Below are 15,112 nucleotides of genomic sequence, written 5' to 3'. Positions count from 1 at the left end.
GCGACCCCCGGCGTGACAGGCCGGTATTCTAACCGACTGAACTACCGCTCCTTGGTCTTGCCGAACCGGGAAACTGGTGGGTGCTGAGGGGATCGAACCCCCGACCTACGCCTTGTAAGGGCGCCGCTCTACCAGCTGAGCTAAGCACCCGTTTCCGATTCGATCTGGCTGCGATCTGCGTTTCCGCATCAACAACCAGCGAGCCTGCGATTCTAATTCATCCCCGAATACTTTGCTAGCCCCGAGCACGATTTTTTCATCAGCCGACGCGCACGCTCCCGACGACGCACATAAAAAAACCCGCGGACACGCCGCGGGTTTCGTGAACGACCGTCAGGACGGCGTTCGGGTCAGTGCTTGACGACTTCGGTCGAGCCGGCATCCTTCGACGCATCGGCCACCGGCGCCGACGAAGCCTTCGCCTCCTCTTCCGGAGGCAGCGGCGTCGGCAGACGTTCGAGCGCGAGTTCCAGCACCTTGTCGATCCAGCGGACCGGCACGATCTCGATCGCGTTCTTCACGTTGTCCGGAATCTCGGCGAGATCCTTCACGTTCTCTTCCGGGATCAGCACGAGCTTGATGCCACCGCGATGCGCCGCGAGCAGCTTCTCCTTCAGCCCGCCGATCGGCAACACTTCGCCGCGCAGCGTGATTTCACCCGTCATCGCGACATCGGCACGCACCGGGATACCGGTCAGCACCGACACCAGCGCCGTCGTCATCGCTCCGCCGGCGGACGGACCGTCCTTCGGCGTCGCACCTTCCGGCACGTGGATGTGGATGTCCTGCTTCTCGAACGCTTCGTCCTTGATGCCCAGACGCCGCGAACGCGAGCGCACGACCGAACGCGCCGCCTCGACCGACTCCTTCATCACGTCGCCGAGCGAACCGGTGCGGATCACGTTGCCCTTGCCCGGCATCACCGCGGCTTCGATCGTCAGCAGATCGCCGCCGACTTCCGTCCACGCGAGGCCCGTCACCTGACCGACCTGGTTTTCCTTCGCCGCGAGGCCGAAGTCGTACTTGCGCACGCCCAGGAACGTGTCGAGGTTGTCGCCGTCGACCTTGATCGCGCCCGATGCCTTCTTCAGCAGCAGCATCTTCACGACCTTGCGGCAGATCTTCGACACTTCGCGCTCGAGCGAACGCACACCGGCTTCGCGCGTGTAGTAGCGGATGATGTCGCGGATCGCCTGCTCGGTGACCTCGATCTCGCCGTCCTTCAGACCGTTGTTCTTCTTCTGCTTCGGCAGCAGGTAGCGCTGCGCGATGCTGACCTTCTCGTCTTCCGTGTAGCCCGACAGACGAATCACTTCCATCCGGTCGAGCAGCGGCGGCGGGATGTTCAGCGAGTTCGACGTCGCGACGAACATCACGTCCGACAGATCGAAGTCGACTTCGATGTAGTGATCGGCGAACGTGTGGTTCTGTTCCGGATCGAGCACTTCGAGCAGCGCCGACGACGGATCGCCGCGGAAATCCATGCCCATCTTATCGACTTCGTCGAGCAGGAAGAGCGGATTGCGCACGCCGACCTTCGCGAGGCTCTGCAGGATCTTGCCCGGCATCGAGCCGATATACGTTCGGCGGTGACCGCGGATCTCGGCTTCGTCACGCACGCCGCCGAGCGCCATCCGGACGAACTTGCGGTTCGTCGCGCGGGCGATCGACTGGCCGAGCGAGGTCTTGCCGACGCCCGGAGGCCCGACGAGGCACAGGATCGGCGCCTTGACCTTGTCGACGCGCTGCTGCACCGCGAGATACTCGAGGATCCGTTCCTTGACCTTCTCGAGGCCGTAGTGATCCTCGTCGAGCACCTGCTCGGCGTTCGACAGGTCGTTGTTGACCTTGCTCTTCTTGCGCCACGGCAGGCCGATCAGCGTGTCGATGTAGTTGCGCACGACGGTTGCTTCCGCCGACATCGGCGACATCAGCTTCAGCTTCTTCAGCTCGGCGTCGGCCTTCTTCTTGGCCTCCTTCGGCATGCGCGCGGCGTTGATGCGCTTCTCGAGCTCCTCGAGATCCGCACCCTCTTCGCCTTCGCCCAGTTCCTTTTGGATCGCCTTGACCTGCTCGTTCAGGTAGTACTCGCGCTGGCTCTTTTCCATCTGGCGCTTCACGCGCCCGCGGATGCGCTTTTCGACCTGCAGGATGTCGATCTCCGCTTCGAGCTGCGCGAGCAGGTGCTCGAGACGCTCGATGACCGGGAACATCTCGAGGATGTGCTGCTTCTGGTCGAGCTTCAGCGGCAGACGCTCGGCGATCATGTCGGCGAGACGGCCTGCTTCGTCGATGCCCGACAGCGACGTGAGAATCTCCGGCGGGATCTTCTTGTTCAGCTTCACGTACTGATCGAACTGCGACACGATCGCACGGCGCAGCGCTTCCGTTTCGGCGCTGTCCGCATGATCGGGCTCGAGCGGCATCACTTCGCAGGAGAACTGCGTCTCCTGTTCCTCGATCGACAATGCCTTCGCGCGCTGCAGCCCCTCGACGAGCACCTTCACGGTGCCGTCCGGCAGCTTCAGCATCTGCAGGATGTTGGCAATACAACCGACTTCGTACATGTCCTTGTCGGTCGGTTCGTCCTTCGCCGCGGTCTTCTGGGCGACGAGCATGATGTGCTTGCCGCCTTCCATCGCTGCTTCGAGGGCCTTGATCGATTTCGGCCGGCCCACGAAGAGCGGAATCACCATGTGCGGGAAAACGACGACGTCCCGCAGCGGCAGCAGCGGGAGCGTGATGCGTTCCGGCGGGAGAAGTTGGGTGCCTGACATTTCATTTCCCCATGAGTGGAATCAATTGTTCGGTAATTGAGGCCGGCACATCGGATTGCAAGCCTTCAAGTGCGGGAAATATTCGGTAAGAAAGTAACCACCGCGTGTCGAGTCAGAGTTACCCACAAGATAAACGAAAAAAAGCCGCCCACGTTTTCATGAACGGCCCTTTTTCGCAGAACACCGTCGGCAAGCCGGTCAGTTCGAACCCGCCACCTTCGGCGTGTCCTCGTAGATCAGCAGCGGCTTGCCGTCGCCATCGATCACGTTCTCATCGATGATGACCTTGCTGACCCCTTTCATCGTGGGCAGCTCGTACATCACGTCGAGCAGCGCCTGTTCGATGATCGAGCGCAAGCCGCGCGCGCCGGTCTTGCGACGGATCGCCTTGCGGGCGACCGCCTGCAGCGCGGCCGGGCGGATCTCCAGCTCGACGCGCTCCATTGCGAACAGCTTGTGATACTGCTTGACGAGCGCGTTCTTCGGCTCGACGAGGATCTTCATCAGCGCGGCTTCGTCCAGCTTGCCGAGCGTCGCCACCACGGGCAGACGGCCGATCAATTCGGGGATCAGACCGAATTTGATCAGGTCTTCCGGCTCGACGTCGCGCAGCACTTCGCCTGCGTCGCGATCCTGCTTGCTCTTGACCGTCGCGCCGAAGCCGATGCCCGTCTTTTCGGTGCGATCGGTGATCACCTTTTCGAGGCCGTCGAACGCGCCGCCGCAGATGAACAGGATGTTCGTCGTGTCGACCTGGATGAAATCCTGGTTCGGGTGCTTGCGGCCGCCCTGCGGCGGCACCGACGCCATCGTGCCCTCGACGAGCTTCAGCAGCGCCTGCTGCACGCCCTCGCCCGACACGTCGCGCGTGATCGACGGGTTGTCCGACTTGCGGCTGATCTTGTCGATCTCGTCGATGTAGACGATGCCGCGCTGGGCCTTGTCGACCTCGTAGTTGCAGTTCTGCAACAGCTTCTGGATGATGTTCTCGACGTCCTCGCCGACGTAGCCGGCTTCAGTCAGCGTCGTCGCATCGGCGATCACGAACGGCACGTTGAGCAACCGCGCGAGCGTCTGCGCGAGCAGCGTCTTGCCCGAGCCGGTCGGCCCGATCAGCAGGATGTTGCTCTTCGACAGCTCGACGTCGTCCTTCTTGTCGAGATGCTTCAGACGCTTGTAGTGGTTGTACACGGCGACCGCGAGGATCTTCTTCGCGCGCTCCTGCCCAATCACGTATTGATCGAGGATGTCGCGAATCTCCTGCGGGCTCGGCAGATCCGAGCGGGACAGGCTGGCCTCGACGCCGGCGGCGGCCGCCTCGTCGCGAATGATCTCGTTGCAGAGGTCGATGCACTCATCGCAGATGAACACCGACGGGCCCGCGATGAGTTTTTTCACCTCATGCTGACTCTTCCCGCAAAACGAGCAATACAACAGCTTCTCGCTGTTCGAACCTTTTTTGTCCGCCATGAATGTAGAGCCTCCGGACAGGTAAATGACATGATACGCCGATTACTCCGGACACCGCGCGCGGGACGCGGCCGAAGCCGGCTGATGCGCTTGCCGCAGATGCTCAGGGCATTTCGGGACACTGCCGGGGCGCCGCACGAAACGGGGCGGCACCCCACTTAAGTTCAGGGACGCTTCAGCAGCACCTGGTCGATCAACCCGTACGCCTTCGCGTCTTCGCTCGACATGAAGTTATCACGGTCGGTGTCGCGCGCGATGCGCTCGACGTCCTGGCCCGTATGTTGCGCGAGCAGGTGGTTGAGCCGCTCCTTCAGGTACAGGATCTCGCGCGCCTGGATCTCGATGTCGGACGCCTGGCCGCGCGCGCCGCCGAGCGGCTGGTGAATCATCACGCGCGAGTTCGGCAGAGCAAAACGCTTGCCCTTCGCGCCCGACGCGAGCAGGAACGCGCCCATGCTGGCCGCGAGCCCCATGCAGAGCGTCGACACGTCCGGCTTGATGAACTGCATCGTGTCGTAGATCGCCATGCCGGCCGACACCGAACCGCCCGGGCTGTTGATGTACAGGCTGATGTCCTTGTCGGGATTCTCGCTCTCGAGGAACAGCAGTTGCGCGACCACCAGGTTGGCCGTCTGGTCGTTCACTTCGCCGACCATGAATACCAGGCGCTCCTTCAGGAGACGCGAATAGATGTCGTACGAACGCTCGCCGCGGCCGCTCGTTTCGACGACGATCGGCACGAGCCCCAGCGCTTGCGCCTCGAAACCCTGCGGCGCGTTCGAAGCAAGCATGTCCAGCAATTCAGCGCGAGTGATCATTCAATGAACCTTGTTCGAATGGAAAATTGAACGGAGGGAAGCCGCCCGCTCAATCGCCATATTAATGGCAACCGTGCGCCCGACGTAAAAACGGCGTGCAGGCCGTCGCTCCGACAGCCGGCACGCCGCTGCTGCGACAGTTACGCTTGCGCCGATGCGCTTGCGAGTGCCTCGAAGCTCACTTCCTTGTCCGTCACCTTTGCCTTGCCCAGCACGAAGTCGACGACGTTGCTTTCAACGACGAACGCTTCCATCTCGGCGAGGCGCTGCTGGTTGGAATAATACCAGCGGACCACTTCCTTCGGGTCTTCGTAGCTCTTCGCGAACTCGTCGACTTCCGCGCGGATCTGCTCCGGCTTCGCTTCCAGGCCGTTCGCCTTGACCAGCTCGGCGAGCACGAGACCCAGCTTCACGCGGCGCTCGGCCTGCTCGGCGAACATTTCGGCCGGGATCGGCGCGTCCTTCGCGTTCGGCACGCCGCGCTGCGCGAGATCCTGACGCGCCATCTCGACGAGACGCTGCTGATCCTGCTCGATCAGCGCCTTCGGCACGTCGAGTTCGGAAATCTTCAGCAGCGCGTCCATCACCTGGTTCTTCACGATCGCCTGCGTGCGACGCTTCGCCTCGCGCTCGAGGTTTTCCTTGATCTCGTTGCGCATCTTCGCGAGATCGCCGTCTTCGATGCCGAGCGACTTCGCGAATTCGGCGTCGATCTCCGGCAGGTGCGGCCATTCGACCTTCTTCATCGTGACCGTGAACTGCGCGGTCTTGCCCGCGACGTCCTTGCCGTGATAGTCGTCCGGGAACTTCAGGTCGAACGTGCGCGACTCGCCGGCCTTCAGACCGAGCGCCGCCTGTTCGAATTCCGGCAGCATGCGGCCTTCGCCCAGCACGAACGGGAAGTCTTCGGCCGTGCCGCCCGGGAACGCGACGTCGTCGATCTTGCCGACGAAGTCGACCGTCACGCGGTCGCCGTTCTGCGCCGCGGTGTCCGCGCCGCCGTCGCCGTGCTCGCCCGCTTCGCCGCGTGCGTGGAAGTGCACGCGCTGCTTGCGCAGGATGTCGAGCGTGCGGTCGATCTCGGCGTCGCCGATCGTCGTCGTCGAGCGCTCGACTTCAGCGGTCGACAGATCGCCGATCTTCACTTCCGGGTAAACCTCGAACGTCGCGTCGAACGCGTAGGCGTCGTCCGATTGCTCCTGCTTCGGCGCGAAGCTCGGCTGACCGGCGACGCGCAGGTTTTCCGCGCGGCTGATCGTGAAGAATTCCTGGCCGATCTTGTCGCTCAGCACTTCCGCCTCGACCTGACCCGCGTACTGCTGCGCGACCATCTTCAGCGGCACCTTGCCCGGGCGGAAACCCGGCATGCGCACGTTCTTCGCGAGTTTCTGGATACGGGCGTCGATTTCCTTCTGCACCGTCTCTTTCGGCAAAGAAATCGTCACGCGGCGTTCAAGCTTGCCGAGGTTCTCAACAACGTTAGCCATGGCTTCAATCGTCCTAAAATTATTCGAGCGAATCGGTTTTTCCTTGCCGTGCCTGCCTGGCGCGCGCACACGCCGCGCCGGAGCGCCACGCCATCCCTGCACGCGCCGGATGGCTAGCGCAAGCGGCTCGGAGCACGGCTTTGGCCGGAAGAATCGACTATTCTAGCAAACAATTTTCGTCATACCGCCAGATCGGCGCGTCGCGGCAGTCGTTCGCCGCGCCGTGCGCGCGACGCACCGGTTCCCCGCCTTGCCGCACGCGATCCGGCGCACGATGCGTGCCGCACCGCGCGCTCGGCGCGATGGATTACCGTTATGCCGTGCGCCATATCCATCGCGCGCCGCCATCCTGTAAGCTCCGAAATCAAGGTGCGCCGTCATCGCACCCCGATTCCTCACACCAATCACGCTTTCCGGAGACACCATGCCGCAACACCCGTCCGCGCCTGTCGTCGTCATCGCGCCCGATTCGTTCAAAGGCTCGCTTTCCGCGGAGCAGGTCGCGGACGCGATCGCGACCGGCATCCGCCGCGCGCGCGCCGACGCCGTCGTGCGCTGCTGCCCGATGGCCGACGGCGGCGAAGGCACGCTCGATGCGATGCTCGCCCGCGGCGCCACGCGGCGCACGCTGCGCGTGGCGGGCGCGTCGCTTGCGGCGCGCGAGGCGGCTGTGGGCGTGATCGATGCGCGTACCGCGATCGTCGAGACGGCCGAGGTCGTCGGCATCACCGATGCGGTCGGGATGAGCGTGCCGGTCGACGCACGCAGCACGCGCGGCATGGGCGAGGCGATCCGCGCGCTGCTCGACGAAGGCGTGCGCCGCTTCTTCGTCGCGCTCGGCGGCAGCAGCACGAACGATGCCGGCGCGGGCCTGCTGGCCGGGCTCGGGCTGCGCTGTTTCGACGCGGCCGGCCAGCCGGTCGAGCCGGTACCCGCGCGGCTCGCCGACATCGCGCGAATCGATGCGTCGGCACTCGATCCGCGGCTCGCCGAAGCGGAATTCGTCGGGATGTCCGACGTCGACAACCCGCTGACCGGCGCGCACGGCGCGACCGCCGTGTTCGGGCCGCAAAAGGGTGTGACGCCCGAGCAGGTCGCGACGCTCGACGCCGCGCTCGGCCGCTTCGCCGATCTGCTCGAGGCCGCGCTCGACCGCCGCGCGCGCGATCTGCCCGGCGCCGGTGCCGCGGGCGGCCTCGGCTTCGCGCTGCGGATGCTCGGCGCGCAGTTCGAGGCAGGCGCGGAGGTCGTCGCGCGGCAGATCGGGCTCGACGCGGCGCTCGAGGGCGCCGACTGGCTGATTACCGGCGAAGGGCGCTCGGACGTGCAGACGCTGCACGGCAAGGCGCCGTTCATCGCGTGCCGTCACGCGCAGACGGCCGGCGTGCCGGCGTCGCTGCTGTCCGGCGCAATCGATCCGGCCGCGCTGCCGCGGCTGTCCGAATACTTTTCCGGCTGTTTTTCGCCGGCGCCGGGCCCGATTTCGCTCGACGTCGCGATCCGCGACGCGGCGACGCTGCTCGCGAACGAAGCCGAACAGTTGACGCGCCTGAAATACGGCGCACACTGACCGTTGACCCGAGCGCGCGATACAGGAACAATCGGGCCCGCCATTTTTCTTCAGGATGCGACATGAAAGGCCGACAAGCCGGGCTCGATCAGTTTCTGACCTATCGCCTTCACGCGCTGACCAAGCGATCCGACCGCGGCATCGGCGAGGTGTACCGGCACAAGCTCGGCATCTCGCTGCCCGAGGCGCGGGTGATCGCGGCCGTCGGTGCGTTCGGTCCGTTCTCGATCATGGATCTCGCGCGCCACACGAATCTCGACAAGAGCCAGGCGAGCCGCGCGGCCGAAGCGCTGCTGCGCCAGGGCCTGCTCGAGCGCAGCGCGAGCGACGAGGACGGCCGCATCGTGCTGATCGCGCTGACCGCCGACGGCCGCGCGCTGTACCGGAAAATCATGCCGATCGTGCGCAAGTGGAACGACGGGCTGCTCGCGTGCCTGTCCGAGAGCGAACGGAACACGTTCGAGCGGCTGCTCGACCAGGTCGTCGCGCACGCGCTCGAACGCGACAACTGACGCCGTCGCGCGACAAGCGCGTCAAATCGTCCGCACCGACGGTGCCGGTCGGCAAGACGCATACGCTTTGTTCAGATCAATGAAGCCGATGCCGGCGGCGCGCGCGACAGCCCGCTATAGCCCGCTGTTCGCGGCGCGCTGACGCAGCAGCCCGAGCACCGCGTCGCAGTACGGCGTCGGCTCGTTCAATCTGCGCCCCAACTCCGGGAACACGCCGAGAATCGGCCCGATCTCCAGCGGCCGCCCTGCTTCGAAATCCTGCAGCATCGACGTCTTGAACGCGCCGAGCTTGCGCGTGACCGCGATGCGCTCGGGGCCGCTCATGCCGGTCGACAGCCCGAGCTTCGCGCCGATCTGCGCGGCCTCCTCCATCATCCGCAGCGCGAGATCGTGCGTGAACGGATCGTCGAGCAGCTGTTCGGCCGTCGAGCCCGTCAGCGCGCTCAGCGGATTCATGTTCATGTTGCCCCACAGCTTCGCCCAGATCTCGGTGCGGATCGCGGGCGTCGATTCGACGTCGAATCCGCCAGCCGAGAGCAACGCCGCGAAGCGCGCGGCGGCCGCCTCGAGCCGGCCGTCCGGCGCGCCGACGATCAGCCGGTTGCCGCGTCCGCGCCGGACGACGCCGGGCGCGTCGGTGCTCGACGACAGATGCACGACGCAGCCGATCGCCTGCGCGGGCGGCAGCGCGGCCGACACGGCGCCGGCCGGATCCACTGCTTCGAGCGGTACGCCGTCGAGCGGGCCGGCGAGCCCGTGCGTGAACCACCACGGCAAGCCGTTCATCGCCGCGACGATCACCGTGTCCGGCCCGACGAGCGGCGCGATCCGCGCGGCGAGCGCCGGCAGCGCCTGCGCCTTCAGCGCGATCACCACATAGTCCTGCACGCCGAGCGCGGCCGCGTCGTCGCTCGCGTGCACGGCGACCGTCGAGGTCGCGCCCGCGTCGTCGATCACGCGTACGCCGTGCGCGTTCAGCGCGTCGAGCGTCGCCCCGCGCGCATACGCGCTCACCGCGACGCCGGCGCGCGACAGCGCCGCCGCGAGCAGCCCGCCGATCGCGCCGACGCCGACCACCGCCGCGCGCACCGCGCCTGAATTCGTGTCGTTCATGATGGAATGTCCGTGTGCCGGAAGTTCTGGAGCATAACGCCCATTGGTTGCGGATACAACGACCTCCGGGGCGTTCGCATGCCTTCAGCGCAGCTCGCGCGGCGCCGCGGCCGGCCGCTCGTCCGGCACGTCGGCGCTCGCGCCGAGTACGCCCGCGATCTGGCTCTTGTCGTGCATGCCGAGCTTGCGGTACGCGCAGCGTAGATAGTGGCGCACCGTCGTCGGCGAGATCGCCATCTGCTGCGCCACTTCCTTGTGCGACCGCCCCGCGCCGTAATAGCGGATTGCGGCGAGCTCGCGCGGGCTCAGCCGGTCGAGCAGCGAGCGCGGCCGCGCTTCGAGCTGGAACAGTCCGGCAACCGGCACGCAGCCGATCCGCAGCGCCGTGCCGACGAAAGGCTGCGTCGCGTGGCGCCGCAGATGCGCGACGAGCGGTTCCGGCACGCGTGTGCCCGACCATGCGGGCCATTCGGCGCGCAGCACGTCGCCGAAGCCGTGATCGGCATGGTGCAGCACGCCGAAGTTGTCGCACAGCGCACGCGATGCCGGCGCGCCGGCATCGCCGCGCTCGCGCGTGAGTTGCGCGGCGCGGTTGATCGTCAACGCGGCGGCCAGGTGCGGAATCACTTCTTCGAAACGCTGCGCGTCGGCGTCGCCGAACGGACGATTCAGCCCCTGACGGTAGATCGACATGAAGGTCGTCAGCCCGAAGCGCCGATCGAGCGTGCACACGCACATCAGCTGCGCGAGCCCGTATTTCACGCACCAGTCGCGAAAGCGCGGATCGAGCCCCGGCTCGACGACCGACAGCCGTACCGCGCGGCCATGCGCGCCGCGCAGCGTGCGGTGCGCGAGCGGATCGCAGTCGCGCACGCGCTTCCAGTCGCCGAAGAACGCGTCCGGAAGCCGGTACAGGAAGCTGTTGTGCATCACGGGGCCGGTCGCCACGTGCGTCGCGACGCCCGTCCACGCGGCATCGAACGGAATCAGCGCCTGCAGCAGCGAAAAGAAGCGGCATTCGAATTCGCCGATGGCCGACTGCGCGGCGAACGCATAGAGGTCGAGCAGCATCAGGCCGAGTTCGCGTTGCGCGGTGTCGCCGCGCGCGACGCCGTCGAAATCTGCGCGCCGCGGCGACGGTGGCGGCCACGCGGCCTCGTCGAGCACGATCGCCGCCGGCACGTCGCGCAGCGCATCGAGATCCTGCCCGGTACCCGTCGTGATCCTCACCTTCCGCTCTCCTGCCCGTGCGGGCCGCCGATGTGCGCAACGCAGACCGGCCGATTATAGCGAGCGTCATTTTTGACGGGCCGGCGCGCCGCCACGCGGTGCAATCCCATCCATTTGAACGGGGCGCGACGCGTTGCTGCCGCGCAGCACGCGCGTCGGCGCCACCGCGACACCGCGGCGCGGCGCACCGCGGGTTTTCCGCAACCTCCATCTGAACGGCTGTTCGGCGCATTTGCGGCCGCCGACACTGCGTCGCGATTCCCCACGACCACGATGCGCCCGCATGGAGAACCCGACGTGATCACACCGCGCTTCATCCGCACGGCAGCCGCCGTGGCCGTCGCCGCATGCGGCGCGGCCGCACACGCGCAGTCGACGCTCACGCTGTACGGCGCACTCGACGTCGGCGTGCAGTACCTGACGCATGCCGACGCGCATCGCTCCGCCGTGCAGTTGCAGAACTACGGAATCGTGCCGTCGCAGATCGGCATCAAAGGCAGCGAGCCGCTCGGCGGCGGCTGGCGCGCGCTGTTCAAGCTCGAACAGGGCATCAACGTGAACGACGGCACGGCGACCGTGCCCGGCCTCGCGTTCTTTCGCGGCGCGTACGTCGGCATCGCGGGGCCCGTCGGCACCGTCACGCTCGGTCGCCAGTTCAGCGTGCTATTCGACAAGACGCTGTTCTACGACCCGCTCTGGTATGCGTCGTACAGCGGACAAGGCGTCATCGTGCCGATGTCCGCCAACTTCATCGACCGCTCGGTGAAGTATCAGTCGCCGACGTTCGCCGGCTTCGACGTCGAAGCGCTCGTCGCGACGGCCGGCATCGCGGGCAATACGCGCGCCGGACGCGTGCTCGAGCTCGGCGGCCAATACACGAGCAACGGACTGTCGGTCGGCGCGGTGCTGCATCAGTCGCACGGCGACGTATCGGCGACAGACGACGCATCGGGCCGACGACGCGAACTCGGTACGCTCGCCGCGCGCTATGCGTTCGCCGCGCTGCCGCTGACCGTCTATGCGGGCGTCGAGCGCCGCACCGGCGACCTCGATGCGCCGCGCACGATCGTCTGGGGCGGCGCGCGCTATCTGACGGCGGGTGGCATCGGCCTGAATGCCGGCGTCTATCACACCGATTCGCGCACGCCGGCGATCGGTCATCCGACGCTGTTCATCGCGAGCACGACGTACGCGCTGTCCAAACGCTCGGTCGCGTACGTGAACCTCGGCTACGCGCGCAACGGCAACCGGAGTTCGCAAACCGTCTACGAATACGACCCGACACCGCTTGCCGGCGCATCGCAGTTCGGCGCGATGGTCGGCATGTACCACCTGTTCTGAACTGACTGCGAGACGCCGCGATGAAGACCCTTGCCTCCGATACCGTGCGCGCATCCGATGCGCATGCCGCCCCGTTCGCCCGCGCGACGCTCGTCGCACTCGTCGTGTTCGCCGCGATCACGCCGTTGCTGCTGCTCGTCGCGCCGGCCGTCGCGGCTCAGCTCGCCGTGCAGCTTCGCTTGTCCGCGTCGCAGATCGGCACGTACTTCTTCGTCGAACTCGGCGCGTTCAGCGCGGCGACCGTGCCGTCGTATCTGTGGCTCGGCCGCGTCGATGCGCGCCGTGTCGCGGCGTGTGCGATCGCGCTGTTCGGCGCCGGCAATCTGCTCACCGCGCTGTGGATGCCCGACTTCGCGACGCTGCTCGCGCTGCGCGCCGCGACCGCGCTCGGCGGCGGCACGCTGATGGTGCTCTGCATGACGAGCGCCGCGACGAGCGAGAACAGCGATCGCGTGTACGGGCTGTGGGTCGTCGGCCAGCTGATCGCCGGCGCGATCGGACTGTTCGTGCTGCCTCACGTGTTCGTCGCCTTCGGCTTGCGCGCGCTCTACTTCGCGCTTGCGGCGCTGGCGCTGGCCGCAGCGCCGCTATCGCGCGGCTTTCCGCACTCGACCGGCATGCGCGTCGCAAGGCGCGCGCGCGGTGCCACGCTCGCAATGCCGGCCGGCTGCGGCGCGCTCGCGATCGGCGCAGTGCTCGCGTTCTATCTCGCGATCGGCAGCGTGTGGACCTTCGCGAGCCGTGCGGCGGCCGACGCCGGGCTCGATTCGCAAGCGGCCGGCACCGTACTGGCGATCGCGAGCGTGATGGGGATCGCCGGTGCGGCGCTCGCGTCGTGCGCAGGCGGGCGCGTCGCGCGCCGCACGATGCTCTGGACCGGCTACGCACTGCTCGCCGCGTCGCTCGTCGCGCTGGCCGCGCAGCCGCGCGCGACCGGCTACAGCGCCGCGATCTTCACGTTCAAGTTCGCGTGGACGTTCGTACTGCCGTTCATCCTTGCGACCGTCGCGCAGATCGATACGTCGGGCCGCCTCGTCGCGACGCTCAACTTCGTGATCGGCGCGGGCCTCGCCGCCGGGCCGCTGCTCGCCGGGCTGATGCTCGATGCCGGCGGCACGATGCGCGCGCTGTTCGTCGCCGCGACCGCGGTCGCCGTCGTGTCGTTCGCCGCGCTGCGCGGCATCGAACGGTCGGCACGCCGTTCCGCTTCTTCCCAACCTTGACAGATCATGCCCATGAAACGCACCGCATTCTTCACCGACGAACGCACCTTCTGGCACACAGGCGGCACGCACGCGCTGTTTTTTCCGGTCGGCGGCTGGGTCCAGCCGCCGTCGGGCGCCGGCTATGCGGAATCGCCCGACTCGAAGCGTCGGCTGCTGTCGCTCGTGCACGCGTCGGGGCTCGCCGCGCAGCTCGACATGCGCGGCGCCGCGCCCGCGGCGCGCGACGATCTGCTGCGCATCCACCCTGCCGGCTACCTCGATGCATTTCGTGCGCTCAGCGACGCAAACGGCGGCGACCTCGGCGATCTCGCGCCGTTCGGCAAGGGCAGCTATGAAATCGCCGCATTATCGGCCGGGCTCGCGATCGCAGCGGTCGACGCGGTCGTTGCCGAGCACGCGACGAACGCGTTCTCGCTGTCGCGCCCGCCCGGCCATCATTGCCTGCGCGACCGGCCGATGGGCTTCTGCCTGCTCGCCAACATCCCGATCGCGATCGAGGCCGCACGCGCGAAGCACGGCATCGGCCGCGTGGCCGTGATCGACTGGGACGTGCATCACGGCAACGGCACGCAGTCGATCTATTACGACGATCCGGACACGCTGACGATCTCGCTGCATCAGGACCGCTGCTTCCCGCCCGGCTACGGCGGCGCCGAGGATCGCGGCGCCGGTGCGGGCGTCGGCGCGAACCTGAACGTGCCGCTGCTCGCCGGCAGCGGCGACGATGCGTACCGCCATGCGTTCGAGCGGATCGTGCTGCCTGCGCTCGAGCGCTTCCGGCCCGAACTGATCGTCGTCGCGAGCGGGCTCGATGCGAGCGCGGTCGATCCGCTCGCACGGATGCTGCTGCATACCGACAGCTACCGGTTCATGACGCGCGCCGTCAAGGAAGCCGCACAGCGCCATTGCGGCGGTCGGCTCGTGATCGTGCACGAAGGCGGCTATTCGGAAGCGTACGTGCCGTTCTGCGGACTCGCGATCGTCGAGGAGCTGGCCGGCGTTCGCACGGCGGTCGCCGATCCGATGCTCGAGCTCGCGATTGCGCAACAGCCCGGCGAGCGGTTCGTCGCGTTCCAGCGCACGCTCATCGACGAACTGGCGGCATCGTTCGGGCTGCCGGCCGCGCGATGACGGCAGCGGGCCGGCGTCGGTTCGCGGCCGGCCCTTGCGCGATCGGCGCGGATGCGGTCTCCTGTGCGTTTGATCACACAGGCCCGAGGCCGTCTTCTTCCGATGAAATCCTCCCCGCGCGACAACGATGCCCAACGCAATGCGCGCCGCCAGCCGTCGAAACTGGTTCTCAATATCGCCGCCGTGCTGGTCGGCCTCGTCACGTTCGCCGTGGGCGCGGGATGGGTGATTTATAGCTGGCTCGTCGATCGCGAGGTGCAGTATTTCGCGATTCCGCTCGTGTTCTCGGTGCCCGTGATCGTCGCCGTCGCGATTCGGAGTTTTTGGGATTAGCGGCGGCGGGGATCGCGAGCAAGATGCGCGGAAAACGAAAAAGCGCTGCGGTCCTGAACTGCACCCCAAAAGTTGGATACCGATCCAACCTTTGGGGTGTTTTT

Annotated in this window: 12 protein-coding genes and 1 tRNA gene; 6 read left to right on the top strand and 7 right to left on the bottom strand. The window is 66.7% G+C overall.

What is annotated here, in order from left to right; all coding sequences use genetic code 11:
* Nucleotides 1-74: 74 nt before the first annotated feature.
* The 5 genes from ACSHSS_RS27945 to tig all read right to left on the bottom strand — a co-directional run bounded on the left by ACSHSS_RS27945 (nucleotide 75) and on the right by tig (nucleotide 6,552).
* Nucleotides 75-150 (bottom strand) — tRNA-Val (locus ACSHSS_RS27945).
* A gap of 200 nt (nucleotides 151-350) precedes the next feature.
* Nucleotides 351-2,777: an endopeptidase La gene (gene lon / locus ACSHSS_RS27940; RefSeq protein WP_006402240.1), complete on the bottom strand. Its 2,427-nt coding sequence runs from the start codon at nucleotides 2,775-2,777 to the stop codon at nucleotides 351-353.
* Nucleotides 2,778-2,975: 198 nt separating this feature from the next.
* Entirely contained in the window at nucleotides 2,976-4,247 is a 1,272-nt protein-coding gene (clpX, locus tag ACSHSS_RS27935) for an ATP-dependent Clp protease ATP-binding subunit ClpX (RefSeq protein WP_006402239.1), read from the bottom strand.
* 164 nt (nucleotides 4,248-4,411) lie between these two features.
* Nucleotides 4,412-5,065, bottom strand: a complete 654-nt coding sequence (clpP, locus tag ACSHSS_RS27930) for an ATP-dependent Clp endopeptidase proteolytic subunit ClpP (protein WP_006408392.1) — start codon at nucleotides 5,063-5,065, stop codon at nucleotides 4,412-4,414.
* 140 nt (nucleotides 5,066-5,205) lie between these two features.
* Nucleotides 5,206-6,552 carry a trigger factor gene (gene tig / locus ACSHSS_RS27925; RefSeq protein WP_006416458.1) on the bottom strand — a complete coding sequence of 449 codons (1,347 nt, stop codon included), beginning with the start codon at nucleotides 6,550-6,552 and terminating at the stop codon, nucleotides 5,206-5,208.
* Nucleotides 6,553-6,976: 424 nt separating this feature from the next.
* Here tig and ACSHSS_RS27920 point away from each other — a divergent pair, with 424 nt between their 5' ends.
* Both ACSHSS_RS27920 and ACSHSS_RS27915 read left to right on the top strand, forming a co-directional pair.
* Nucleotides 6,977-8,122 (top strand): glycerate kinase, encoded by a 1,146-nt coding sequence (locus ACSHSS_RS27920; RefSeq protein WP_445545782.1) that lies wholly within the window; start codon nucleotides 6,977-6,979, stop codon nucleotides 8,120-8,122.
* Nucleotides 8,123-8,184: 62 nt separating this feature from the next.
* Nucleotides 8,185-8,634: a MarR family winged helix-turn-helix transcriptional regulator gene (locus ACSHSS_RS27915; RefSeq protein ID WP_445545781.1), complete on the top strand. Its 450-nt coding sequence runs from the start codon at nucleotides 8,185-8,187 to the stop codon at nucleotides 8,632-8,634.
* A 114-nt stretch (nucleotides 8,635-8,748) separates the two neighbouring features.
* On the opposite strand, the gene ACSHSS_RS27910 is transcribed toward ACSHSS_RS27915, so the two are convergent.
* Both ACSHSS_RS27910 and ACSHSS_RS27905 read right to left on the bottom strand, forming a co-directional pair.
* The gene (locus tag ACSHSS_RS27910) at nucleotides 8,749-9,747 is read right to left on the bottom strand and encodes a 2-dehydropantoate 2-reductase (RefSeq protein WP_445545780.1); all 999 of its coding nucleotides are present in this window, start codon (nucleotides 9,745-9,747) and stop codon (nucleotides 8,749-8,751) included.
* Between the two features lie 84 nt (nucleotides 9,748-9,831).
* Entirely contained in the window at nucleotides 9,832-10,977 is a 1,146-nt protein-coding gene (locus ACSHSS_RS27905) for a helix-turn-helix transcriptional regulator (protein ID WP_006402231.1), read from the bottom strand.
* A gap of 297 nt (nucleotides 10,978-11,274) precedes the next feature.
* On the opposite strand from ACSHSS_RS27905, the gene ACSHSS_RS27900 reads away from it, so the two are divergent.
* The 4 genes from ACSHSS_RS27900 to ACSHSS_RS27885 all read left to right on the top strand — a co-directional run bounded on the left by ACSHSS_RS27900 (nucleotide 11,275) and on the right by ACSHSS_RS27885 (nucleotide 15,008).
* On the top strand, nucleotides 11,275-12,318 hold the full coding sequence (locus ACSHSS_RS27900; RefSeq protein WP_445545779.1) for a porin: 1,044 nt from the start codon (nucleotides 11,275-11,277) through the stop codon (nucleotides 12,316-12,318).
* A gap of 20 nt (nucleotides 12,319-12,338) precedes the next feature.
* Complete coding sequence (locus tag ACSHSS_RS27895) at nucleotides 12,339-13,541, top strand: MFS transporter (protein WP_253603629.1); 1,203 nt, start codon at nucleotides 12,339-12,341, stop codon at nucleotides 13,539-13,541.
* A 12-nt stretch (nucleotides 13,542-13,553) separates the two neighbouring features.
* Nucleotides 13,554-14,675 (top strand): class II histone deacetylase, encoded by a 1,122-nt coding sequence (locus ACSHSS_RS27890; protein WP_369715400.1) that lies wholly within the window; start codon nucleotides 13,554-13,556, stop codon nucleotides 14,673-14,675.
* 102 nt (nucleotides 14,676-14,777) lie between these two features.
* Nucleotides 14,778-15,008 (top strand): hypothetical protein, encoded by a 231-nt coding sequence (locus ACSHSS_RS27885; protein ID WP_006402226.1) that lies wholly within the window; start codon nucleotides 14,778-14,780, stop codon nucleotides 15,006-15,008.
* The last annotated feature ends 104 nt before the right edge of the window (nucleotides 15,009-15,112 follow it).

The sequence above is a fragment of the Burkholderia sp. BC1 genome, assembly GCF_052683555.1.
The sequence above is the reverse complement of the archived record's forward strand: the minus strand, read 5'-3'. Positions and strand labels throughout refer to the sequence as shown.

Bases quoted from the DNA above. Each gene is read 5' to 3' on its own strand.
- clpX (WP_006402239.1), bottom strand. From the start codon at position 4,247: ATGGCGGACAAAAAAGGTTCGAACAGCGAGAAGCTGTTGTATTGCTCG.
- ACSHSS_RS27910 (WP_445545780.1), bottom strand. From the start codon at position 9,747: ATGAACGACACGAATTCAGGCGCGGTGCGCGCGGCGGTGGTCGGCGTC.
- tig (WP_006416458.1), bottom strand. From the start codon at position 6,552: ATGGCTAACGTTGTTGAGAACCTCGGCAAGCTTGAACGCCGCGTGACG.
- ACSHSS_RS27890 (WP_369715400.1), top strand. From the start codon at position 13,554: ATGAAACGCACCGCATTCTTCACCGACGAACGCACCTTCTGGCACACA.
- lon (WP_006402240.1), bottom strand. From the start codon at position 2,777: ATGTCAGGCACCCAACTTCTCCCGCCGGAACGCATCACGCTCCCGCTG.
- clpP (WP_006408392.1), bottom strand. From the start codon at position 5,065: ATGATCACTCGCGCTGAATTGCTGGACATGCTTGCTTCGAACGCGCCG.
- ACSHSS_RS27920 (WP_445545782.1), top strand. From the start codon at position 6,977: ATGCCGCAACACCCGTCCGCGCCTGTCGTCGTCATCGCGCCCGATTCG.
- ACSHSS_RS27885 (WP_006402226.1), top strand. From the start codon at position 14,778: ATGAAATCCTCCCCGCGCGACAACGATGCCCAACGCAATGCGCGCCGC.
- ACSHSS_RS27895 (WP_253603629.1), top strand. From the start codon at position 12,339: ATGAAGACCCTTGCCTCCGATACCGTGCGCGCATCCGATGCGCATGCC.
- ACSHSS_RS27915 (WP_445545781.1), top strand. From the start codon at position 8,185: ATGAAAGGCCGACAAGCCGGGCTCGATCAGTTTCTGACCTATCGCCTT.